We start from the raw sequence: 22,438 nt of genomic DNA on the forward strand, positions 1-22,438 counted from the left end.
CGGCACGACAACATGAGTCCTTCACGTCCATTCATTGAAAGGCCCGTGGCCACTGCGCTGCTGATGATTGCCATCGTGCTGGCAGGGCTGGTGGGTTTCCGCTTTCTGCCGCTGTCGGCCTTGCCCGAGGTGGATTACCCCACCATCCAGGTGCAGACCCTGTACCCGGGTGCCAGCCCCGAGGTCATGAGCCGCACGGTGAGTGCGCCGCTGGAGCGCCAGTTTGGCCAGATGCCCGGGCTCACGCGCATGGCGTCCACCAGCGCCTCGGGGGTGTCCATCATCACGCTGCAGTTTGGCCTGGGGCTGGCGCTGGATGTGGCCGAGCAGGAGGTGCAGGCGGCCATCAACGCGGGCAATTCGCTGCTGCCCGCAGACCTGCCCGCACCGCCGGTGTACGCCAAGGTGAACCCTGCCGACGCGCCGGTGCTCACGCTGGCCATCAGCTCTGACACGCTGCCGCTCACCGAAGTGCAGAACCTGGTGAACACGCGCCTGGCGCAGAAGATCAGCCAGGTTTCCGGTGTGGGGCTGGTGTCGCTGGCGGGTGGGCAGCGGCCTGCCGTGCGCATCCAGGCCGACACCAAGGCGCTGGCGTCGTACGGCATTGGCCTCGATACCCTGCGCACGGCCATCACGTCGGCCAACGCCAACAGTGCCAAGGGCAGTTTTGACGGCCCGCAGCGCTCGTACACCATCAATGCCAACGACCAGTTGCTGACGGTGGACGACTACAAGAACCTCATCGTGTCGTGGCGCAACGGCGCGCCGGTGCGCATGCTGGAGGTGGCGCGTGTGGTGGAGAGTGCGGAGAACAACCGGCTGGGCGCGTGGGCGGGGGTCAACGACCCCCTCCGCGCCGCGCCGGGCCGCCCCCAGCAAGCGGACGCGCCCTCGGGGGGCAGCGAACCACACGAAGTGGGGAGCGTGGGGGCTTCCATCACTCCAGCGATCATCCTCAACGTGCAGCGCCAGCCGGGCGCCAACGTGATCGCCACGGTGGACAACATCAAGAAGCTGCTGCCCGAGCTGCAGGCGGGCCTGCCCGCATCGCTCAAGGTGCAGGTGCTGTCGGACCGCACCACGGGCATCCGGGGCTCGGTCCACCATGTGGAGCTGGAACTGGTGCTGGCCGTGCTCATGGTGGTGCTGGTGATCTTCTTCTTTCTGCACAGCCTGCGCGCCACGGTGATTGCCAGCCTGGCCGTGCCCATTTCGCTCATTGGCACCTGCGGCGTGATGTACCTGCTGGGCTACAGCCTCAACAACCTGAGCCTGATGGCACTGACGATTGCCACCGGCTTTGTAGTGGACGATGCCATCGTGATGATCGAGAACATCGCGCGCTACCTGGAGGAGGGCGAGCCGCCGTTCCAGGCGGCGCTCAAGGGCGCGACGCAGATTGGCTTCACCATCATCTCGCTCACGGTGTCGCTGATCGCGGTGCTGATCCCGCTGCTCTTCATGAGCGATGTGGTCGGCCGGCTCTTTCGCGAGTTCGCGGTCACGCTGGCCATCACCATTCTCATCTCGGGCGTGGTGTCGCTCACCCTTGTGCCCATGATGGCTGCGCGCTGGCTGCGCGCCGAACCTGCGGGTGGCCCGAAGGGCGTCGCGGGCCGTATCAACCGGGGTTTCGAGCGGGTGATTGGCGGCTATGACCGCTGGCTGCAGTGGGTGCTGCGCCACCAGGGCGCCACGCTGGTGGTGGCGGTGATGACGCTGGCCCTCACGGCGCTCTTGTATGTGGTGATCCCGAAGGGGCTTTTTCCCACGCAGGACACAGGGCAACTGCAGGCGCGCGTCGAGGCGTCGCAGGATGTCTCGTACGCCCGCATGAGTGAACTCCAGCAAGCCGCCGTACGCGCCATCTTGCAAGACCCCGATGTGTTGTCGCTCAGCTCGTTTGTGGGTGTGGATGCGGCCAACAACACCATGCTCAACGCCGGGCGCATGCTGATCAATCTCAAGCCTGACCGCGACGGGCAGGAAGCCATCATGCAGCGCCTGCGCGAGCGTGTGCGGTCGGTGGCGGGTGTCACGCTGTACCTTCAGCCCACGCAGGATCTGACGATCGATGCGGAAACCGGCCCCACCGAGTACCGTGTGTCAATTGGCGGTGTGGATGCCGCGCAGGTCAACGACTGGACCCGCAAGCTCGCCGAGCGACTGCAGCGCGAGCCCAAGGTGCGCAACGCCACGACCGATGCGGGCGCGCAGGGCCTGTCGGCCTTTGTGGACATTGACCGCAACACGGCATCCCGCCTGTCGGTCACGGCCAGCAGCGTGGACGACACGCTCTACAGTGCGTTTGGCCAGCGCATCGTGTCCACCATCTTCACCGAGACCAACCAGTACCGCGTGATCCTGGAAGCCCAGCAGGAAGGCATGAACACGCCCGAGGCCCTGGGCACCTTGCAGCTGCGCACAGGCTCCGGCACGCCCACGCCGCTGGCGGCTGTGGCCACCATCCGCGAGCAACTGGCGCCGCTGCAGATCACGCGCGTGGCCCAGTACCCGGCGGCAACGTTGGGGTTTGACAAGGCCGAGGGTGTTTCCTTGGGTAGCGCGGTGGACGCCATCCGCGCTGCCGCCAAGGAGATCGGCATGCCGCAGGGCTTGTCGATGGAGTTCCTGGGGGCTGCCGGGGCTTACGAAAAATCGTTGTCGAGCCAGCTGTGGCTCATTCTGGCGGCCATGGTGTGCGTGTACATCGTGCTCGGCGTGCTGTACGAGAGCTATATCCACCCGGTCACGATCCTCTCCACCCTGCCTTCCGCCGGGGTGGGGGCGCTGCTGGCGCTCATGGTGTCGGGCAACGACCTGGGGGTGATCGGCATCATCGGCATCATCCTGCTGATCGGCATCGTCAAGAAGAACGCGATCATGATGATCGACTTCGCCATCGACGCCGAGCGCCACCAGGGCATGGGGCCGCAGCAGGCCATCCACCAGGCCGCGCTGCTGCGCTTTCGCCCCATTCTCATGACCACGCTGGCGGCGCTGTTTGCCGCGCTGCCGCTGATGCTGGGATGGGGCGAGGGGGCGGAACTGCGCCGCCCCCTGGGGCTGGCGATTTTTGGCGGCCTGATCCTGAGCCAGATGCTCACCCTTTTCACCACGCCGGTGATCTATCTGGCGTTTGACCGGCTGGGCCGCCGCTGGACGGGCCGGGGCACGGCGGCGGCGCCGGTCCAGGCCGGGGAGGTGTCGTGAATCTCTCGCGCCCCTTCGTCGAGCGGCCGGTCGCCACCGTGCTGCTGACCATTGGCGTGGCCCTGGCGGGGATCGCCGCATTTTTTGTGCTGCCCGTATCGCCTTTGCCGCAGGTGGACTATCCGGCCATTTCGGTCTCGGCCAGCCTGGCGGGCGCCAGCCCCGAAACCATGGCCACCAGCGTGGCCACCCCTCTGGAGCGGCGGCTGGGGGTGATTGCCGGGGTCAACGAAATGACCTCGACCAGCTCCAACGGATCGGCGCGTGTGAGCCTGCAGTTCGACCTGAACCGCAACATCGACGCGGCCGCGCGCGAGGTGCAGGCCGCCATCAACGCGGCGCGGGCCGACCTGCCCGCCACGCTGCGCAGCAACCCCACGTACCGCAAGCGCAACTCGGCGGCATCACCCGTCATCATTCTGGCGCTGACATCCAAGACGCGCACGCCGGCTGAGATCTACGATGCCGTCTCCAACGTGGTGAGCCAGCGCCTGTCGCAGGTGGACGGTGTGGGAGAGGTGGAGATTGGCGGCGGCTCGCTGCCCGCCGTGCGCGTGGAGCTGCTGCCCTTTGCGCTCAACCGCTACGGCATCAGCACCGAAGACGTGCGCGCTGCCATCCAGGCCTCCAACGCCAACCGGCCCAAGGGCGCCATCGAGGGCGACGGGCGCCGCCTGCAGATCTATACACCATCGCCAGCGCGCAAGGCGGCAGAGTACGAATCGCTCATCGTCGCCTGGCGCAACAATGCCGCCGTGCGGCTGGGGGATGTGGCGCGCGTGGTGGACGGGGTGGAAAACCGCCGCACCGTGGGGCTGTTCAACGGCGATCCCGCCATCATCGTGCTGGTCACGCGCCAGCCGGGTGCCAACATCATCGAAACGGTGGATGCCGTGCGCGCGCTGTTGCCCGACCTGCAGGCCCAGCTGCCGCAGGACATCCAGGTGGCCGTGGCGTCGGACAGCACCAACTCCATCCGTTCGTCCCTGCATGAAATCGAGCTGACCCTGATGGTCTCCATTGCCCTCGTGGTGCTGGTGGTGGGCCTCTTCCTGCGCAAGGCGCGGGCCACGGTGATCCCGGCGGTGGCCACTGTGGTGTCGCTGCTGGGAACCTTCGGCGTGATGTACTTCCTGGGCTTCAGCCTGAACAACCTGAGCCTGATGGCGCTGACCGTGGCCACAGGTTTTGTGGTGGACGATGCCATCGTGGTGCTGGAAAACACCATGCGCCACATCGAGGCCGGCATGGACCGCATGCAGGCCGCGCTGCAGGGTGCGCGGGAGGTGGGCTTCACCGTGCTGTCCATCAGCCTGTCGCTGGTGGCGGTGTTCATTCCGCTGCTGTTCATGGACGGCCAGGTGGGGCGGCTGTTCCGCGAATTCGCCATCACGTTGTCAGCGGCGGTGATGATTTCGCTGGTGATCTCGCTCACCACCACGCCCATGATGTGTGCGTGGCTGCTGCGGGCGCACGACCCGGCCAGCGACAAGCCCCCGTCGCGCCTGGCGCGGTGGGCAGAGCGTGGCTACCAGGGCGTGCTGCGCGGGTATGGACACAGCCTGGACTGGGCCCTGGCCAGCAAAGGCCTGGTGGTGCTCATCCTGCTGGCGGTGATCGGGCTCAACGTGTACTTGTTCGCGAAGATCCCCAAAGGGTACTTCCCCGAGCAGGACAACGGCCAGCTCAACGCGGGCCTCAGGGCCGACCAGAGCATTTCGTCCGAAGCCCTGGCGCGCAAGCTACGCCAGGCCGTGGAGATCATCCGCAAGGACCCAGCGGTGGACACCGTCGTCGGCTTCTCGGGTGGCAGCCGGGCCGGGGGTGGGTTCATGTTTGTGAACCTCAAACCGTTGAAGCAGCGCACGGACAGCACACCGGCCGTCATAGCGCGGCTGCGGCCGCAGCTCAACCAGATCACCGGCCTCAGGGTGTTTCTGAACCCCGTGCAGGACCTGCGCATGGGCGGGCGCTCCAGCAACTCCACCTACCAGTACACGCTCAAGAGCGACACCATGGCGGACCTCAAGCAATGGGCGGGCAAGCTGGCCGACCGGCTCAAGGACGAAAGCCTGCTCAAGGACGTGGACACCGACCAGGCGGAGAACGGCGTGGAGACCTATGTGGAGGTGGACCGCGACAGCGCTTCGCGCCTGGGCGTGAGCGCCTCGGCCATCGACAACGCGCTGTACAACGCCTTCGGCCAGCGTTCGGTGGCCACCATCTATGGCGAACTCAACCAGTACGCCGTCATCATGGAGTGGGCGCCGGAGTACACCCGGGGCCCGCCGGCCCTGAAAGATATCTACGTGGCCAGCAACCCGACCGGTGCCACGGGGACGGCCGCCAACCCGGGCCAGCGCGGTGCGTCCACGGGCAATGTCATCAGCACTGCGGCATCGACCATGGTGCCGTTGAGCGCCGTGGCGCGCGTGGTGGAGCGGGCGTCACCCACGTCCATCAGCCACCAGGATGGCGAGCTGGCCACCACCATCTCGTTCAACATCGACCCCGGAACCTCGCTGGCGCAGGCGCGCCAGGTCATCGAGCAGGCCGAGGCCGACATTGCCATGCCCACCAACGTGCGCGGCAGCTTCCAGGGCACGGCGCTCAGCGCCCAGCAGTCGCAGGGGCAACAGCTGTTCCTGATCCTCACCGCCATCGTGGTGATCTACATCGTGCTGGGGGTTCTGTATGAAAGCCTGATCCACCCGATCACGGTGCTGACCACGCTGCCGTCGGCGGGGGTGGGCGCCGTGCTGGCGCTGCTGCTGTTCAACATGCAGTTCACCATCATTGCGCTCATCGGCGTGTTCCTGCTGATCGGCATCGTCAAGAAGAACGCGATCATGATCATCGACTTTGCGCTGGACGCCGAGCGCGCGCGCGGGCTCACGGCCCTGGAGGCCGTGCGCGAAGCCTGCCTGCTGCGGTTTCGCCCCATCCTGATGACCACGATGGCTGCTGCGCTGGGTGCACTGCCGCTGGCCATCGGCTTCGGGCAGGGCTCGGAGCTGCGCCAGCCGCTGGGCGTGGCGATCATCGGCGGGCTCATCGCGAGCCAGTTGCTCACCTTGCTGACGACGCCGGTGGTGTATGTGCTGCTCGACAAGCTGCGCAAGCCCGCACCCAACGAACAACAACTCAGCCGCGCCGGAGCCCCCGGTGCCGCTGTCTGATTGCGCACCATGACCCGTCCCTTCATCCCCCTCGCACCGGGTGCACGCGCCGCACGCTGGGCCAGCCTCGGGCTCGCGCTGACGCTGCTGTCTGCCTGCTCCGTCACTCCGCCGTACCAGCGCCCCGAGATGCCAGTGCCGGCCACGTTCAAGGAGGCGGGCGCCACCTGGGCGCCAGCCGCGCCTGCCGACGCGCTGGACCGTGGACCCTGGTGGGAGCTGTTCGGAGACGCCGAGCTGAACCGGCTGGCGGAGCAGGTGCAGCTATCCAACCAGAACATTGCCGCAGCAGTGGCTGCCTATGCCCAGGCGCAGGCCGTGGTGCGGCAGCAGCGCGCGGGGCTGCTGCCTTCCGTCAGCCTGTCGGGCGGTGCCACGCGTTCGGGTGGCGAGGGCGCCAGCCGGTCCGGCACCACGACCCAAGCCTCGTTGGGGGTGGACTGGGCCCCGGACCTGTGGGGGCGGCTCGAAAGCGGCGTCAACAATGCCCAGGCCAGTGCGCAAGCCAGCGAGGCCGACCTTGCGTCGGCCCGCCTGTCCGCCGTGGGCAGCCTGGCCTCTGCCTATTTCCAGTTGCGCGAGGCCGATGCGGAAATCGGGCTGCTGCAGGCCACGGTGGAGGGCTACGAGCGCAGCCTGCAGATCGCCAGGAATCGTTATTCCGCCGGAGTGGTGGCCCAGACCGATGTGCTGCAGGCGCAGACCCAACTGGCAAACGCGCGGGCCGACCTGGCCACCGCGCGCCAGAACCGGGCGCGGTTCGAGCACGCGCTGGCGGTGCTGACGGGGCAGGCGCCCTCCGACTTTGTCGTGCCCAGTGCGCCGTGGGTGGCCCAAGTGCCCGAGGTGCCACCAGGCGTCCCCTCAACCCTGCTGCAGCGCCGCCCCGACATCGCGTCGGCAGAGCGGGCCGTGGCCGCTGCCAACGCGCAGATCGGCATCCAGCGCGCGGCGTACTTTCCCAGCCTGAGCCTGGGCGCCACCCTCGGCAGCGGTGGCAGCAGCGTGGCGGATCTGTTCAAGGCGTCGGGCACTGTGTGGTCACTGGGGCTGTCGATTGCACAGACTGTGTTTGATGCAGGTGCCACCGCCGCCCGCGTGGAGGAGGCGCAGGCTGCACGCGATGCCCGTGTGGCCGTCTACCGCCAGACCGTGCTGACGGCCTTCCAGAGCGTGGAAGACCAGCTCACCGTGCTGCGCACCCTGCGAGAACAGGAGCCCCTGCGGCGCGAGGCCGTATTGGCCGCCGAACGCACGGCGCAGCAGCTGCTCAACCGCTATCGCGAAGGCCAGGTGGGCTACACCGAGGTGGTGACCGCGCAAGTGTCGGCGCTGTCTGCCCAGCGCGCCCTGCTGCTGCTGCAGGTCAACCGCCAGCTGGCCGTGGTGGCGCTGGTGCAGGCGCTGGGGGGCGGGTGGCAGGCGCCGTGGCAGCCCCCCGCCTGAAGGCTGCGCGGGGCTGCTCGGCATATACTCCTGTTTTGATAGCTACTAGCGCTTGATAGATAAGCGGTAGAGCCTTGTTTGATTCAAATTTTCTCAAGGAGTGTGCGTGGACGTTGTATTGCTGGTCAAGGCTGCCATCATGGGCGTGGTCGAAGGCCTGACGGAGTTCCTGCCCATTTCTTCCACGGGGCACCTGATCCTGGCGGGCTCTCTGCTGGGATTTGATGATGCCAAGGCCAAGGTGTTTGACATTGCCATCCAGACCGGTGCCATCTTTGCGGTGATCCTGGTGTACTGGCAGAAGATCCGCGCCACGCTGGTGGCCTTGCCCACGCAGCGGCAGGCGCAGCGGTTTGTACTCAATGTGCTCATCGGGTTTTTGCCCGCTGTGGTGCTGGGCCTGTTGTTTGGCAAAGCCATCAAGGCCCATCTGTTTACCCCTGTGGTGGTGGCCAGCACCTTCATCATTGGGGGCTTCATCATTTTGTGGGCAGAGCGCCGATCTCCTGCGGCCACTCGCATCCAGTCGGTGGATGACATGACGCCGCTGGACGCCCTCAAGGTGGGCCTGGTGCAGTGTCTCGCCATGGTGCCGGGCACCAGCCGCAGCGGCTCCACCATCATCGGGGGCATGCTGCTGGGCCTGTCGCGCAAGGCAGCCACCGATTTTTCGTTCTTTCTGGCCATTCCCACGCTCATTGGCGCGGGGGTGTACAGCCTGTACAAGGAGCGCGCGCTGCTGTCGGTGGCCGATCTGCCCATGTTCATCACCGGGCTGGTCTTTTCTTTCCTGAGCGCCTGGCTGTGTGTGCGCTGGTTGTTGCGCTACATCAGTACCCATAGCTTTGTACCGTTTGCGTACTACCGCATCGTGTTTGGCATCGTTGTTCTGGTGACAGCATGGACTGGATGGGTGCAGTGGGCGGACTGATAATCCACCCATGAGCCGTTTTGCCCCCATTGCGCCCCTGGTTTCTTGTGCTTCGTTGCTGGCTTGCCTGTGCTCCTGGCCGGCGGCGCACGCCGCGGATGCGCCTGCGGCCGAAGAGCCGCCCAAACCGTTGTTCAACTACGCGCTGGGCGCCATCGTGGGCTCCAGCCCGGACTACGCGGGCGGTGATGGGCGCAAGAACAGCTTGCGGCCCGCATGGGCCATCGAATATGGACGTTTCAGGCTCAGTACCTCGCGTGGCAGCGCCTTCATGGGACATGGGCTGGGTCCGCGCGAATCGGGTGCCAGCGCCACGCTGGCGCAGGGAGATCAATTCAACCTGAGCGCCTCGCTGCGCATCGACAAAGGCCGTGACGGCTCGGACGCACCGATCCTGGTGGGGTTGCCCTCGGTCCGGTCCACGCTGCGCGCGCGGGTGAGCGCTGGGTATGCGCTGACGCCACGGTGGTCTGTGGGCGCCGGGCTTTCGCAGGACATTCTGGGGCGCGACGGCGGCGCGCAGTTGTCCACCAGCGTGGGCTATACCTGGCCCGTGACCGAGCAGACCAAAGTCACTTTCGGCGCAGGCGCGAGCTTTGGGGATCGCACCTATCTGCGCGGTCATTTTGGCGTGCCTGCGGGTGGTTCCGGGGCCTTGCCTGCCTTTGATCCGGGCGCAGGCCTGTACAGCGTGGATGCCGGTGTGGAGGTCATGTCGGCCATCAATCGCCACTGGGTGATTCTGGGTGCGGCGCGTGTATCGCAGCTCAAGGGCGACGCCCGCCGCAGCCCGCTCACCGTCGAGCCCACAGGGTATTCCGTGTCCGTCGGCCTGGCGTACCGCTGCTGCCGTTAGTCCACTGAAACCGAGAAATCGGCTGTGCGTGAGGGTCTGGCAGGGCCGCCCTCTAGGCGGCGGGCGCAGGCGGGTTGCATACCCGGCGAGCACGGCAACGACGAGGGCGGCCCTGCCAGACCCTCACCCTTCGGGCCGGGGTGGCAGCAGGCGCATCGCTGCGTTGCGGGCCTTGCCAAGGCGGCCAGCCTTGGCCGCAGCCCGCGCCTTGCGCTGCACCCGCTGCCACCTCGGCACACAGCCGATTTCTCGGTTTCAGTGGACTAGCGTGCAACACCGTGCGGGAGCTGGCCTTTTGCGAAGGCCCGTGGGGCCTGCGGGGGCTCCATGGGCCGAAAGTGATAAGCTGGTGCTGACACACTGTTACCTGTAGCAGGGCGATGCAAAGCGGCCACCGTGAAGGAGGTGCAGCGTTGGATCGCCCCCTCTGTCGATGACCATCTCCCCGCCGGGGCTATCGCCGCATGATGCAAGACGAGCCTGAGTTGTCGCAGCCCCCCACAGCCGTCCATCAGGATTCCTGGTCCAAGGCTGAATTGCTGGATCTGATCACCCGCAGCGCGGGTGCCACCATGGCTGTGATCGACCGCAGTCTGGCCATGATCTATGTCAACGAGGAATACGCCCGCTGGTTCGGCGCCGTGCCCCAGCAGTTGGTGGGGAAAACCCTGGTCGAGGTGTATGGCGAGAGCGACTGCGCCCGATTCATGCCCTTCGTCGAGCGTGTGCTGCAGGGCGAGCGGGTGCAGTACCAGCGCCTTCTGCGCACACCGTATGGCATTGATGAATGGCGCACCATCTGCCTGACCCCCTGGCACAACCGGCAGGGGCTGGTGGACGGCTTCATCACCACGGCGCTCGACGTTCATGAACTGCAGGTCACCATGAATGCGCTGCGCGCAGCCAACCAGCGGCTTTCCTCGCACATGGAAAACAGCCCGCTTGCGGTGCTGGAGATGGACCATAACCTCAGGCTCCTGCACTGTTCGCAGCGCGCTGTGCAGCTCATGGGCTGGCTGCAGGTGGCGGGGCTGGAGGGGCGGTTGCTGACGGAACTTGTGGACCCTTCACTTCAGGACGATGGGCTTCAGAGTGCGCTACAGCGCCTGCAGTCGGGGCAGGAGTCCCAGAACCGCGCGGAGACCTGCTTTGTGCGGGAGGACGGTAGCGAAGTGCATTGCGAGTGGTTCAACTCCGCACTGACCGACGCCCAGGGGCAGGTCACATCGATCATGGCGCTGGTCCAGGATGTCTCGGCCAAGATCCAGATCGCCCGCCAGCAGCACTATTTGGCCAACCACGATTCACTCACGGGCCTGCTCAATCGGGCGGCTTTTCAGAGCCGTCTGGAACAGTCCCTGACGCAGGCGCGATGCAATGCCGGGTCTGTGGCCTTGCTGTTCATCGACCTCGATGGGTTCAAGGGGGTGAACGACGCCGAAGGCCATCGCGCCGGTGATGAAGTGCTGCGCATTGTGGCCCAACGCATTGCCAGCACGGTGCGTGCGGGCGACACCATGGCACGCCTGGGTGGCGACGAATTCCTGGTCATGCTCGACCGCGATGTCACCCGCGATGTGACCGACACCATCGGCCACCGCATCATCGAGGCATTGCACCAGCCCATGGTTGTGGAAGGGCGTGATCTTTTCATCGGCGCCAGCATTGGCGTGGCCGTGTATCCCCCGCTGGAGGGGGATATCGACGCCCTGATGAACCGCGCCGACCAGGCGATGTACTCGGCCAAACGCGCGGGCAAAGGCCGGCTCCATTACGCGGAAGCGGCCCGTTCCTGAGCGGTGGTCTACCGCTCCAGGGAGGCTGGCCTGCAGCGCCTCCTCTACAGGCTGGGCAGCCGGACGCTCTGCTGAAAGTGGAAGAAGTTCCCGGGGTCGTACTGGGCCTTGACCTGCTGAAGCTGCGGGTATGCAGGGCCCCAATAGGCCTGGGCAAAGTCCTGCAGGCTTGCGTCGGGATAGTTCTGGTACACGTGGCCGTTCAGGAAGGGTTTGACCAGGTTCATGAACCCATCGAGCCAGGCTTCCATCTGGGCCCGCTCGGTGTCATTGGTCCAGAACACGTCCACCACGAGGTCGGCATCCACATGGCGGTGGATGAAAGCGCTGTCGGCCACGGGATAGCGGTTGATGGCGCCGCCATAGGGTTCCAGATAAGCCAGCGACCAGGGGTTGGGCGAGGTCTTGAAGTAGTCGATGATGCGTTGCCAGTCGGCTGTTGACAGCGGCGTGCTGATGTAGCCGCAGGCCTTGGTTTCCGCCACGCCGTCGGGCAGGTTGTCTGGCAAGGTGTAGGGGTGGTCTTCCAGCCAGATGTTCATATCGGGGTAGGTGCCCGTCTTGTCCACCAGCAGCTGTGCGCTCGGTATCGCCATGAGGCGTGCGATGGCCTTCATGCCCTCATCGCGCGTGCCGCAGAACATGCCTTGCACCATGTAGACCGGCGTACTGTTCTGGTAGCCCAGGTTCATCATGTAGCCCAGGGCATCGGGTGCGCCGGTTTTCATGTAGTGGGCTTGCATCGTCGTCAGGACCTCGGCGGCATGCGCGGCGTCCCAGCTGATGGCCCAGGCCCACACCTGGTCCAGCCGGTGCATGCGGTAGGTGACCTGCAACAGCACACCAAAGTTGCCGCCCGTGCCACCGCGCATGGCCCAGTAGAGCCCCGGGTTCTCCTGCGCGCTGGCCGTGACGATGCTGCCGTTGGCAAGCGCCACCCGGAACGATTCCACCAGATCGCTCTGGATGCCGAAGGCCCGCGATGTGTAGCCATAGCCGCCACCCTGCACGAAGCCCCCCACGCACACGCTGCCGCACGCTCCCGTGGGCACATGCCAGCCGGTGTGGTTCATCGCGCCATTGAAATGGTCGAAATCGGTGCCCGGCAGCACATGCACGCGTTCGCGGGGTGGGTCCAGCACCACGCCTTTCAGGTCGCTCAGGTCCACCACCATGCCGCTGTTGACGGAGTAGCCTGCCGTGCTGTGCCCGCCGCAGCGCACGGCCACCCACAGGTTGTAGGTGCGGGCCACGGCAAGGCATTCGAGCACGTCGTGTTCGCAGGCGCAGTAGACGATGATCTCGGGATAAGCCTGAAACGCGGGGTTGGACTCTTGCCGCGCAGCGTTGTAGTCGGGGCTGGACGGCAGCACGATGCGGCCCACCAGTTTGGCCTCCAGCGCCGCCACGGCATCCCAGGTCAGGGTTGCGCCCGGCGCGTTCGGTGCGGCCTGGCGTGTAGCCAGCGACTGAAAATGCGCAATGCGGGCGTCTTTGGCAATGCGGGCGGGACTTTTGCGATGGGCCATGGTGAACAATCCTTGGGTGGTAACGCGAAGCCCCGTGTTTAACGGAAGCCAGGCCGTTTGACCAGTTCGGAATGGCCCTTGGGGCTCAGCCGCAGGGTGCGGTGTGCACTGGTAGCGCTCAGGCCGACGACAGCGCCAGGTCCCCGGTGTTGCGGCGAAGGCAGAATTTCCCCCCTTGCTTGCCGCTGTACATTGCCGCATCCGCCAGCTTCAGCAGGCCCAGTGCATCGTTGCTGTCGTCCGGTGCAATCGCGTAGCCGATGGTCAATCCCACTTCCACCTGTAGATCGCCGAGCGAGAAAGGGGTGCGAAAAGCTTCCAGCAGTTTGAGCCCCAGCTCCTGGGCTTGCTGGCTGCTGCCAAGGTGGCCTGCCATCACCACAAATTCATCGCCGCCCAGGCGCGCTACCACGTCACTCTGGCGCACATGGCCTTGCAGCCGACGGGTCACGGCGATCAGCAGTTCATCGCCCACATCGTGGCCGTGCCGGTCGTTGACGGGCTTGAAACCATCGAGGTCCATCACGTACACAGCCAGCAGGCTGTTGGGGCCGCTGTGGGGCAGGGCGGAGGCCAGGGCAATGCTCAGGCCACGCCGATTGGGCAAGCCGGTCAAGGGGTCGGTATGGGCCAGCGAGTGCATCGCGTCACGCTCGCGGTTGGCATCCAGCGCCTCCAGCCGCAATGCCTTGGTGCGCAGGCCCAGCACGCGCATGAAGAGCAGCATATCCAGCGTTGCACCAAACTGGAAGGAATGCAAAGTCCAGAAATTCACCGGCACCCAGCCGTTGATGACGCCGATGACGATCGCGGTCGCAATGAAGTAGACCAACCAGGCCAGCAGCAGGCTGGTGCCAACCCCATCACCCCGGATCGCACGGCGTGCCGCACCCGGGATGCCCATCAGGGCGGGTACCAGGCCCAGGATGCTCACAATGGCTGCAATGGCGCGGGTGGAGATGGCATCCAGTCCGTATGCCAGTGCAAGGAGCACACACAGTGCCGCTCCACAGCGCATGAAGCGCAGAAAGCGTTTGCTGGAGTCGGGCTCCGACAGGGCCTGTCCGATGAAGAGGAACGAACCACAGGTGGCGAGCAAGGCAGAGAGCCCTCCCATGTGGACTTCATGCCAGAGGCTGTCGCTCCAGAGGAACTGCCGACCCACGCCGAACAGGTGCATCGAAAACAGCAGGCTGCCGGATGTGAGCAATGCGTAGTAGATGAACAGTGGCTCGCGCAGGCTCAGCCACTGGCCCACGCTGTACACAAGCAGGCACAGGGCCAGCCCGGTCAATACGCCCTGCAGCATTTGCTCGTTGACCGCCTTGCTGAGCATGGCTGCAGGCTTGTAGAACGAGATTGGCAGGATCATCGCTCCCCGGGTCTGGATGCGCACCAACAGTTCGTACTGCAACCCGGGCCTCAGATTCAGCGTGAGCGCGTGGGATCGGCTTTGCAATGGACGGTGTGCGTAAGGGTGCAGGCTGCCCAGGGTTGCTTGCTGGACCACATAGCCGCTGGTCGTGAGGTAGACGCCGATGTGGTTCAGGTCGGAGTGGTTGACATCCAGGATCCACTGGGCGTCAGACGTCGAGGCCACTTCGAACGGGATGCGCAGCCAGACTGCATCGGGCCTCACCCCCAACGTGGCGCCCACGCTGGGGGGCGGGGTGAACTTGTCGGACTGCGCCAGTACATCTTCCACTGAAAGCTGAAGGCTGGGATCGCTCAGTAGCGTGACGGCGGGCCATGCATCGGTGGCTCCCCGCTCGTCGTTCAGCAGCAAGGGTGAGCTACCTGCCCACGCCCAGGGGCATACCATCAACGCCCAGAGCAAAGCCAGCCAAGGGAGGTGGTGGGGCCGGGGCCGGTTCGGCATGGGGTGACGGCGGGGCATGGTCGGGCTGGTTCAGTATAGGCAAGGCACCACGGTGCAGGAGGCCTGTTTCATGGCGCAAGCGCCAGTTCGCCACTGTTGCGCAGGATGGAGCTTTTGCCCCCTTGCTTGCCGGCATACATGGCTGCATCGGCAAGACGGATCAACCCATGGGAGTCGTCGCTGTCCAGGGGGGCCAGGGCATAGCCGATGGTCAGTCCCACCTTCAGGTTCAGGTCGCCCAGGGAGAACGGCGCATCGAAAGCGTGCAGCAGGGATCGGCCCAGCTCTTCGGCATGGTGCGGACTTTCGAGATGGCAGGCCATGACGATGAATTCATCCCCGCCCAGCCTTGCTACCAGGTCGGTCTGCTGGCGGACACTGGCTTGCAGCCGCTTGCCCACAGCCACCAGCAGGTCGTCGCCCACATCGTGGCCATGTGAGTCATTGATGGGCTTGAACCCGTCCAGATCGATCAGATACACCGCGACCAGATGGCTTGGTGAGCTGGAAGACAGCGCAAGTTGCAGCGCATGCTGCAGCCCACGCCGGTTGCTCAGACCTGTCAGTGGGTCGCTGTGCGCCAGCGAATGCATGATGTCGCGCTCGCGCAGCGCCTCCTGTGCTTTCATCCGCATGGCTTTGGCACGCAGCCCCATGACGCGCAAGAACAGCAGCATGTCCAGCGTGGCGCCGAACTGGAATGAGTGCAGCGTCCAGAAGTTCGCGGGCACCCAGCCCTGCACCAGGCACACCATGAGTGCGGCAGCCACACCGTAGGCAATCCAGGCCGCCAGCAGGGTGGTGCCGATGGGGTCTTTTTGCCGCACCCGCGTGATGGCAGCAGGCACGCTGATGAGAGAAGGCAGGGGGCCTACCAGACTCATGAAGGCGATGGCGATGGCGATGCTCAGCCAGCCCAGCGTGACGGCAACGCAGACCACTGCTGTGATCGCTGCACCTGCGCGCATGGCGCGTGCGTACCGGCTTTGCGGGTTGTCTGCCAGTGCGGCACTCAGGAACAGGAACGAGCCCGCCAGGGCAATCAACCCAGCGGCCAGTCCTGCATACCGGCTCATCCACAGATTGCCCGGCCATAAAAACTGGTCGCCAATGCCGAAGAACTGCAGCGAAAAACCCGCGCTGCCCAGCACCACCAGTGCATAAAAGCCGAACAAGTGCTCGCGCTGCGTGAGCCACTGGATCAGGCTGTACGCCAGCAGGCACAACGCCAGCCCGTTGAGCAGACCCTGCAACATCTGCTCGCGCAGGGCCTGGTGCATCTGGTAGGGCATTTCGCCGACCGTGATGGGCAGGATCAGTGGTCCGGTGGCTTGCACCCGTATCAGCAGGTCGTAAGCCTGTCCGGCCTGCAGGTCGAATGCCATCGCTGGCGTGCGGCTGGATAGCTGCATCTGATCACGCTGGCTGGTGCGAATCTGCTGGAGCACTCGGCCGCCACTGGTCAGGTAAATCTCGGCCTGCAGCGAGCTGTAGCCGATATCCACCATCCAGGGGGCGCGCGGTGTCTTGGGCGCGACGATGGGAATGTGCAGCCACATGGCTGCCTTGTGCACACCCAGCGAGCCACCGCGCCGGGCAGGCGCCTCGAACTCATTCAGGCGTTCCAGCATGTCCTGCACCGAAAGCTGGTACGTGGGATCGGCCTTGAGCGTGATGGCTTCCCAGGCATTCATCTGCGGCCGATCCTGCGTCAGCACAAGAGGCGCGTTCGCCTGCACGCCCGCAGGCAGAGCCATGATGACGAACAGCCAAAGCAGGCTGGACGCCACGCCGCAGCGCGCACGACCAAGCCGGGTGATCGTCAGGAGGGCGCAGACCAGCGGGGACATTGGCGTGGGAACAACGGCTATGTGGGTTGCTGCGCCTGGGCGGGGTGTGCGGCAGGGGCCTGGGCGGCCAGGCCCGCGCTCCAGCTGCCGCGCGTCGTCAGCCGGTCTTCGATCCGGTTGATCCAGCCCGGCGCGTGGGGGTCATCGCTCCAGCTGTGCACCACCTCGTCCACCTGGTTGAGCAACTCGGTGGGCAGTTGGAGGGGGCGGGTCTGGCTCATCAGCACGCGGCTCATGAAGTGGTAGCCCAGGATGCGCGTGAGTGTCCTCACGATCGAGAACCGGGGCAGCACCAGGCGCAGCACGGTGTCGATGGCACGGGCGATCAGCAACACCCCCCAGAACAGCAGCGCCGATGGCCACGGAACAGGCTGGGTCAGGCCCAGGTCGCTGGCCGTGTCGCGCCCGCACAGGTAGCGGGTCATGAGTTCGGGAAAGGGTTTCACAATGTTCCAGGGCAGCGAGTTCTCCATGGTCTGCATCAAGGCCCGGCCCAGGGCAGGGCGGGGGTCCGGTGTGACGGGTTCGGCGCGGCCCCGGGCCTGCATGCGCGCCATCAGGGCCTGGCCCTGGTCCATGGTGTCCACCATCAAGGCCCGGTCGATGCCCAGGATGTGGCCCACCACGTTCCAGGCGTGCAGGTAGGCCTCTTCGTCGGCCGTGCGCAACCTCAGCCCCAAGCGGCGCAAGCTGCGCAAAAACACATAGCCAAACGTTAGCAAGGTGTAGGCCAGCTCTTCCTGGTTGCAGGGCAGTCCATCGCCTTTCAGGTTCCAGCCGCGGGCGTACAGCGTCTGGAACATGGCCTGACGCCCGCCCCCGCTGGGCAGGGCTTGTGGTGCCACCTGCCCGCTGCCCCCGGCCAGCAGCTGTTTGACGGCACTTTGCGGGCTGCCGTGCAGGATCAGGTTGCGGATGGTGGCGTGGATCAGCCGCACCTTGAGCACCTGCGCCACGCCCGCGCCGCGCTGGCTGAGGCCACCGTGCAGCATCACCGGGAAGATCATCGCGGCCGTGGACCGGATGCGGTACTCGGCGTTCTGCTCCAGCTGGCCCGAGGTGTGCAGCACGCTGGAGAGGTCGGGGATCACATAACACTCGGGCAGGCTGGCGCAAAACAGCAGGATGCACGACAGCGCCCCATGCTCCATGAACAGCTTCTCGGCACGCTCGATCTTTTTCGCATCGGCCCAGGACGGCAGCACTTGCGCGGTCTGCACGTAGTGGTTCAATGCCCGGGCCATGGCTGCATCCACCCCGTCACCTTGGGCGGTCCAGCCCACCAGGCTCTTGTTGTCCGTCCATTGGCCGAACAGGCGGTTCACGGTGTCGATGCGCGCCCATTGCGGCGCATCCACCGCGACGTCCCCTGCGGGCCAGTCGCCCAGGATGTCGGCGATGGTCTGGTCGGCCAGGGGGTCGGCGTGGTGCTGCATACCCGCCAGTTCGGCGTCCGAGATGGTGTTGGAGTGTGACGTGTTCTGGTTCATACGCTGGCCTTTGCGGGGGCTGCCCAGCGCTGGTACCCGGCCAGCGCGCACAACAAGGGGATGCCCATCGCAAACGGCGCAATGGAGCGGATTTCCACCGGATTGCCCAGGATCATCTGAAACACCATATTGCTCCCATACAGTGCCAGCGGCACCAGGGCATGGTGGCGCAAGAACGGGCTGGATGGCTGCAGTGCCAGTTTGCGAACCGACATGCGGAAAACAAAGATGATGACGAAGGACACGAACACCCAACCAAAAAACCCCTGCACCGTCTCCCCAAACCATGCGCCATCGGTCTTGGTCATGATCCAGGCCTTGAGGGTGTACACCATGTAAGGGTCGGCGCCCAGATCAAACGCCGTGACGATCATCGCTGCCAGAAATGACAGCATGGCGGCATTGCCCAGGCCCCGCGCGCCGTCCACCGCGCTTTGCCAGACGATGAGGTTGCAGATCACATACCCCGCATAGGTCAGCGAAAACCACATCAGCGGGATGACCAGGGGCACGTCCCCCAGACGGGGACCCAGCACTTCGGTGTAGGTGTACTGGCCAAAGAACCAGCCGCGCGAGGAGCCCATCTGCTCGGCAAACCAGCCAAAACTCACGGCAATCAGCACAAACTGCAGCGCTGGCCGTGCGCCCAGCAAATGGGTGGCACTGGCCCAGCAGCAGGCAAACATCACGACCGAGGCAATCACCAGGGCAATGGTGGTGTCGTTGTGGGTTCGGACTGCGAGGATGACCAGATAGACGGCCAGCAGCACATAGCTGAGCACAGGCAATCGCGAGGCAAAGTGAGGCAGGGTGGGCATGGGGGTGTATCACACTGTAACAACTCCCCCAGTGTAGGGGATTGCTCCACTCCGGGCGAACCTTGTTTGCCCTGATCGAAGGCCGTCTTGGCGGGGCTTTTCGGCGCTATTCGGGGCATTGCAGGAGGTATTGGGTGCTATGCCGCCCCAAACCCCGCAGCCCCCCAACACTGCGGGTGGGTCGTCAGTACTTGACCGGGTTCAGCGCCGCCAGATTGAGCAGCGCCGCCTCAATGGCCGCCGCCGTGGCCATGGGTTGCTCCATCGGAAACAGGTGGCTGCCGTCCAGCATCATGGTGCGGCCCTGGGTGATGCGCAGCGTCATCGCCATGCCCACCTGCCGCATCTCGTCCGAATCGCGCCCGCCGATGAAGGCGGCCGGGCACTGCAGGGGGTGGGTGCTGAGCAGCCGTCCCAGGTTGTGCGGCAGCGTGTTGTAGATGGCGGTTTCCACCGCGCGGTCAAAGCCCAGCACGCGCTTGCCGTCGTGGTCCACCAGGCCGTGGGTGATGTAGTCGCCCAGCACTTCGGGGTTCCAGTGCGCAAAGGCCTTTTTCTTGCGGAAATGTTCTAGCGCCTCTTCGTTGCTGGCCCAGCTGAAGCGCCGCTGCCGACTAACCTTGCCCGGCGAGATGGAGCCCACGACCTGCGTGCGTTTGGCCACATCGACCGCGTTGGCCTTCCAGCCGCCCAGCAGGGGCGAATCGATCAACAGCACACCGCGCACCAGGTGGGGGTGGCGGGCGGCGGCCATCACGCTCAGAAAACCGCCCAGTGAATGCCCCACCAGAAATACAGGCTGGCCCAGGCGCTCCACCTGCGGCGTGGCGAAGTCCGCCAGCTGCTGCACCAGATGGGGCCAGTTGTTGGTCACCGGGTACTTGGGGTCGTGGCCGTAGCGTTCCACCGCGCTGACTTCAATCCCCCGGGCCTTGAGGTGCTGGAAGAGCACGCGGTACGTGCTGGCCGGGAAGCTGTTGGCGTGCGAGAAGACGATGGGGAGCATGGGGATACCGGCGGGGCAGGGCGAACCCCGCCGTCAGAGAAATCAGATGAGCTTGTCGGTGTGGTTGGTGATCTTCTTGAGCGGCTTGCTGCGGGCCGGGTTCACCATGATGGGCACGGTGGTGGCGCCACCCCCCCAGGCCGGGTCTTCGATGCTGTCGAACACCTGGCGCAGCTTCTGGCCCCAGCTGTCGTGCAGCATGCGGAAGTAGGGGTTGTTCTCGTCGATGCAGACCACCTTGGAGGTCGAGAAGCTGTCGGCCTCGTACACCACCAGGTCCAGCGGCAGGCCCACCGACAGGTTGGACTTGAGCGTGCTGTCCATGGACACCAGCGCGCACTTGGCGGCTTCGTCCAGCGGGGTTTCGGGGGTGAGCACCCGGTCGAGCACGGGCTTGCCGTATTTGGATTCGCCGACCTGGAAGTACGGTGTCTCGGACGTGGCCTCGATGAAGTTGCCGGCCGAATACACCTGGAACAGGCGCATGCCTTCACCCTTGATCTGGCCGCCGAACACCATGGACACATTGAAGTCCACGCCCGATCGCTTGAGCGCTGCGCCGTCGCGTTCGTGCACATGGCGCACCGCAGCACCGAGCACGCGGGCCGCGTCGAACATGCTCTTGGCGTTCCAGATCGAGATCGTCTCGCCCGAGTCACCGTCCTTGAGCTGCTCGGTCTGCAGGATTTCGCGCACCGACTGTGAGATGGACAGGTTGCCTGCCGACAGCAGCACCATGAAGCGGTCGCCCGCCTTCTCGTAGACCATCATCTTGCGGAAAGAGCTGATCTGGTCCAGGCCGGCATTGGTGCGCGAATCGGACAGGAAAACCAGTCCGGCGTTGAGTTTGATGGCGACGCAATACGTCATGGAAGAAGTGGGATCGTTGTAAGAGGGGAACCCGCGAGTTTAGTCCGGCGTGGGAAGGCACCCTTGGGCAGAGTGCGGGCCAGTCGTCGCGTGTGCCGTAGTCGGTATCCTGTATTGATAGCAACCAACGCTTGGTGGATAAGCGCTGGAGGCCATTTTTACTCAAGAATTGGCAGATCCCGCCCTTTTGCGTTCACCCGAAGTTCCGGCGGCAGCCAAGGCAACTGCCGCCCCGGGGGTAAAGGGCTATTGCTTGCGGGCCAGGCAGTATGTGCCCGTCGCTCCTATCATCCGCTGCTTCACCTGGAGGGGCCTTGCCGTGTTGAACCCACTGATCTTGTCTGGAACCCGCCGCGCCTGCGCGCTGGCCTTGGCGGCATTGCTGGCGGCCTGTGGCGGGGGCAGCGCGCAAGACCCCGGCGATGGCGGCAACACTCCGGAGCCACCTCCCGCACCGGCGCGTTCCGGCCAGCTTGAATCCGCCGCCTTGCTTGGCACCGTGCCGGCCGCTGATATCGCTGCAGCGCTGGCCGCCAAGGAGTCGCTGGCCCAGGACGTGGTGCCGCGCTACAGCGTCACTTCTTACCGGATCGAGTACCTCACCACCGATGCCGACGGCAAAGAGGTGCGCGCCTCGGGGCTGGTCAGCGTTCCGCAAAAGCCAGCGGGCGCCAAAAGCCCGGTGCTCAGTTACCAGCATGGCACCCTCTTTCGCGATGCCGAGGCGCCCAGCAACAACGCGGTTGCGTCCGAGGTGGCGGTGGTGCTCGCATCGCTGGGCTATATCGTGCTGGCGCCCGACTACGTGGGCTTTGGCGCTTCCAAGGGCACGCCCCATCCCTACCTGCTGGCGGCGCCGTCCGCAGCCGCCACGGTGGATTTTCTGACCGCCACCCGCACCTGGCGCAGCCAGGCCAACGTGGCGGACAACGGACAGCTCTTTCTGACCGGCTATTCCGAAGGCGGCTACGTCACCATGGCCACACACCGCGCGCTGCAAGCAAGCGCTTCGCCCCACCTGCAACAGCTGCGCATGGTGGTGCCGGGCGCGGGGCCTTACAACGTGCAGACCACCATGGATGGCCTGGTGGACCTGGTGCGGCAAGAACAGCCGGTGATCGGCGCGCTCATCAACCCGGGCTTCCTGCGTTACCTGGGCGGCAGCGTGCAGCGTGAGGTGCGCCGCCTGCTGCTGCGCGCGCTGATCCCGGGCGATGCCGATGTGGCCTACGACACACGTTTCATCGACCACTTCCTGGCCGACGACGTGTTGGCCCTGGCCAGCGCCAGCAACGTCTACGACTGGAAACCCAATGTGCCAATGCGCCTGTACCACGGCCGCGATGACCGCACCGTGCCCTACGCCAGCTCGGTCAGCACCGTGCGCGCGATGCAAAGTCGCGGCGCGGGCGACTTGGTCAGCCTGACTGAATGCCGCGCACAACCGGTGGCCGGGCACCTGCCCTGTGTGCCGCCGTTCATCACCTTCATGCTGGGGCAGCTGGCGCCGGTGGCGCAGGATCTTTAAGCCGGGCAGGTGGCGGGGCTCGCCTTGGTGGGGAGTGCTACCCG

14 protein-coding genes are annotated in these 22,438 nt (G+C 65.4%); 7 read left to right on the forward strand and 7 right to left on the reverse strand.

The annotated features are described in order from the left end of the window. Window positions 1-12: 12 nt before the first annotated feature. The 6 genes from C8C94_RS00830 to C8C94_RS00855 all read left to right on the forward strand — a co-directional run bounded on the left by C8C94_RS00830 (window position 13) and on the right by C8C94_RS00855 (window position 11,424). Window positions 13-3,216 carry an efflux RND transporter permease subunit gene (locus tag C8C94_RS00830; protein WP_121419367.1) on the forward strand — a complete coding sequence of 1,068 codons (3,204 nt, stop codon included), beginning with the start codon at window positions 13-15 and terminating at the stop codon, window positions 3,214-3,216. After that, window positions 3,213-6,395: an efflux RND transporter permease subunit gene (locus C8C94_RS00835; RefSeq protein WP_121419368.1), complete on the forward strand. Its 3,183-nt coding sequence runs from the start codon at window positions 3,213-3,215 to the stop codon at window positions 6,393-6,395. The genes C8C94_RS00830 and C8C94_RS00835 overlap by 4 nt, the downstream gene beginning before the upstream one ends. A gap of 9 nt (window positions 6,396-6,404) precedes the next feature. Continuing rightward, the gene (locus tag C8C94_RS00840; protein ID WP_121419369.1) at window positions 6,405-7,841 is read left to right on the forward strand and encodes an efflux transporter outer membrane subunit; all 1,437 of its coding nucleotides are present in this window, start codon (window positions 6,405-6,407) and stop codon (window positions 7,839-7,841) included. 106 nt (window positions 7,842-7,947) lie between these two features. Next, window positions 7,948-8,772: an undecaprenyl-diphosphate phosphatase gene (locus tag C8C94_RS00845; RefSeq protein ID WP_121422620.1), complete on the forward strand. Its 825-nt coding sequence runs from the start codon at window positions 7,948-7,950 to the stop codon at window positions 8,770-8,772. 10 nt (window positions 8,773-8,782) lie between these two features. After that, on the forward strand, window positions 8,783-9,628 hold the full coding sequence (locus tag C8C94_RS00850; RefSeq protein ID WP_233573352.1) for a MipA/OmpV family protein: 846 nt from the start codon (window positions 8,783-8,785) through the stop codon (window positions 9,626-9,628). A 464-nt stretch (window positions 9,629-10,092) separates the two neighbouring features. Next, window positions 10,093-11,424: a diguanylate cyclase domain-containing protein gene (locus C8C94_RS00855; RefSeq protein WP_121419370.1), complete on the forward strand. Its 1,332-nt coding sequence runs from the start codon at window positions 10,093-10,095 to the stop codon at window positions 11,422-11,424. Between the two features lie 44 nt (window positions 11,425-11,468). Here C8C94_RS00855 and C8C94_RS00860 read toward each other — a convergent pair whose 3' ends face one another. The 7 genes from C8C94_RS00860 to C8C94_RS00890 form a co-directional block, all read right to left on the reverse strand. Continuing rightward, the gene (locus C8C94_RS00860) at window positions 11,469-12,953 is read right to left on the reverse strand and encodes an FAD-binding oxidoreductase (RefSeq protein ID WP_121422621.1); all 1,485 of its coding nucleotides are present in this window, start codon (window positions 12,951-12,953) and stop codon (window positions 11,469-11,471) included. A 118-nt stretch (window positions 12,954-13,071) separates the two neighbouring features. Further along, window positions 13,072-14,739, reverse strand: a complete 1,668-nt coding sequence (locus C8C94_RS00865; protein ID WP_233573353.1) for a diguanylate cyclase — start codon at window positions 14,737-14,739, stop codon at window positions 13,072-13,074. Between the two features lie 161 nt (window positions 14,740-14,900). Then, a complete protein-coding gene (locus C8C94_RS00870) occupies window positions 14,901-16,682 on the reverse strand; it encodes a diguanylate cyclase (RefSeq protein WP_121419372.1) in 1,782 nt (593 codons plus the stop codon). Between the two features lie 17 nt (window positions 16,683-16,699). Beyond that, window positions 16,700-18,172 (reverse strand): oxygenase MpaB family protein, encoded by a 1,473-nt coding sequence (locus tag C8C94_RS00875; RefSeq protein WP_121422622.1) that lies wholly within the window; start codon window positions 18,170-18,172, stop codon window positions 16,700-16,702. Beyond that, window positions 18,169-18,990: a carotenoid biosynthesis protein gene (locus tag C8C94_RS00880; RefSeq protein WP_121419373.1), complete on the reverse strand. Its 822-nt coding sequence runs from the start codon at window positions 18,988-18,990 to the stop codon at window positions 18,169-18,171. Before C8C94_RS00880 ends, C8C94_RS00875 begins: the two co-directional genes overlap by 4 nt. 184 nt (window positions 18,991-19,174) lie before the next feature. After that, the gene (locus C8C94_RS00885; protein ID WP_121419374.1) at window positions 19,175-19,996 is read right to left on the reverse strand and encodes an alpha/beta fold hydrolase; all 822 of its coding nucleotides are present in this window, start codon (window positions 19,994-19,996) and stop codon (window positions 19,175-19,177) included. A 42-nt stretch (window positions 19,997-20,038) separates the two neighbouring features. Then, window positions 20,039-20,866 carry a proteasome-type protease gene (locus C8C94_RS00890; protein ID WP_010459683.1) on the reverse strand — a complete coding sequence of 276 codons (828 nt, stop codon included), beginning with the start codon at window positions 20,864-20,866 and terminating at the stop codon, window positions 20,039-20,041. A gap of 319 nt (window positions 20,867-21,185) precedes the next feature. On the opposite strand from C8C94_RS00890, the gene C8C94_RS00895 reads away from it, so the two are divergent. Beyond that, complete coding sequence (locus C8C94_RS00895; protein WP_233573354.1) at window positions 21,186-22,394, forward strand: S9 family peptidase; 1,209 nt, start codon at window positions 21,186-21,188, stop codon at window positions 22,392-22,394. Window positions 22,395-22,438: the final 44 nt, after the last annotated feature.

Origin of the sequence: Acidovorax sp. 94 (assembly GCF_003634645.1) — a bacterium.
GTDB lineage: Bacteria > Pseudomonadota > Gammaproteobacteria > Burkholderiales > Burkholderiaceae_C > Acidovorax > Acidovorax facilis.

What these genes read in the sequence shown, in the direction of transcription:
- C8C94_RS00830 (WP_121419367.1), top strand. Translation starts at nt 13, where the DNA reads ATGAGTCCTTCACGTCCATTCATTGAAAGGCCCGTGGCCACTGCGCTG.
- C8C94_RS00840 (WP_121419369.1), top strand. Translation starts at nt 6,405, where the DNA reads ATGACCCGTCCCTTCATCCCCCTCGCACCGGGTGCACGCGCCGCACGC.
- C8C94_RS00850 (WP_233573352.1), top strand. Translation starts at nt 8,783, where the DNA reads ATGAGCCGTTTTGCCCCCATTGCGCCCCTGGTTTCTTGTGCTTCGTTG.
- C8C94_RS00855 (WP_121419370.1), top strand. Translation starts at nt 10,093, where the DNA reads ATGATGCAAGACGAGCCTGAGTTGTCGCAGCCCCCCACAGCCGTCCAT.
- C8C94_RS00860 (WP_121422621.1), bottom strand. Translation starts at nt 12,953, where the DNA reads ATGGCCCATCGCAAAAGTCCCGCCCGCATTGCCAAAGACGCCCGCATT.
- C8C94_RS00870 (WP_121419372.1), bottom strand. Translation starts at nt 16,682, where the DNA reads ATGTCCCCGCTGGTCTGCGCCCTCCTGACGATCACCCGGCTTGGTCGT.
- C8C94_RS00875 (WP_121422622.1), bottom strand. Translation starts at nt 18,172, where the DNA reads ATGAACCAGAACACGTCACACTCCAACACCATCTCGGACGCCGAACTG.
- C8C94_RS00880 (WP_121419373.1), bottom strand. Translation starts at nt 18,990, where the DNA reads ATGCCCACCCTGCCTCACTTTGCCTCGCGATTGCCTGTGCTCAGCTAT.
- C8C94_RS00885 (WP_121419374.1), bottom strand. Translation starts at nt 19,996, where the DNA reads ATGCTCCCCATCGTCTTCTCGCACGCCAACAGCTTCCCGGCCAGCACG.
- C8C94_RS00890 (WP_010459683.1), bottom strand. Translation starts at nt 20,866, where the DNA reads ATGACGTATTGCGTCGCCATCAAACTCAACGCCGGACTGGTTTTCCTG.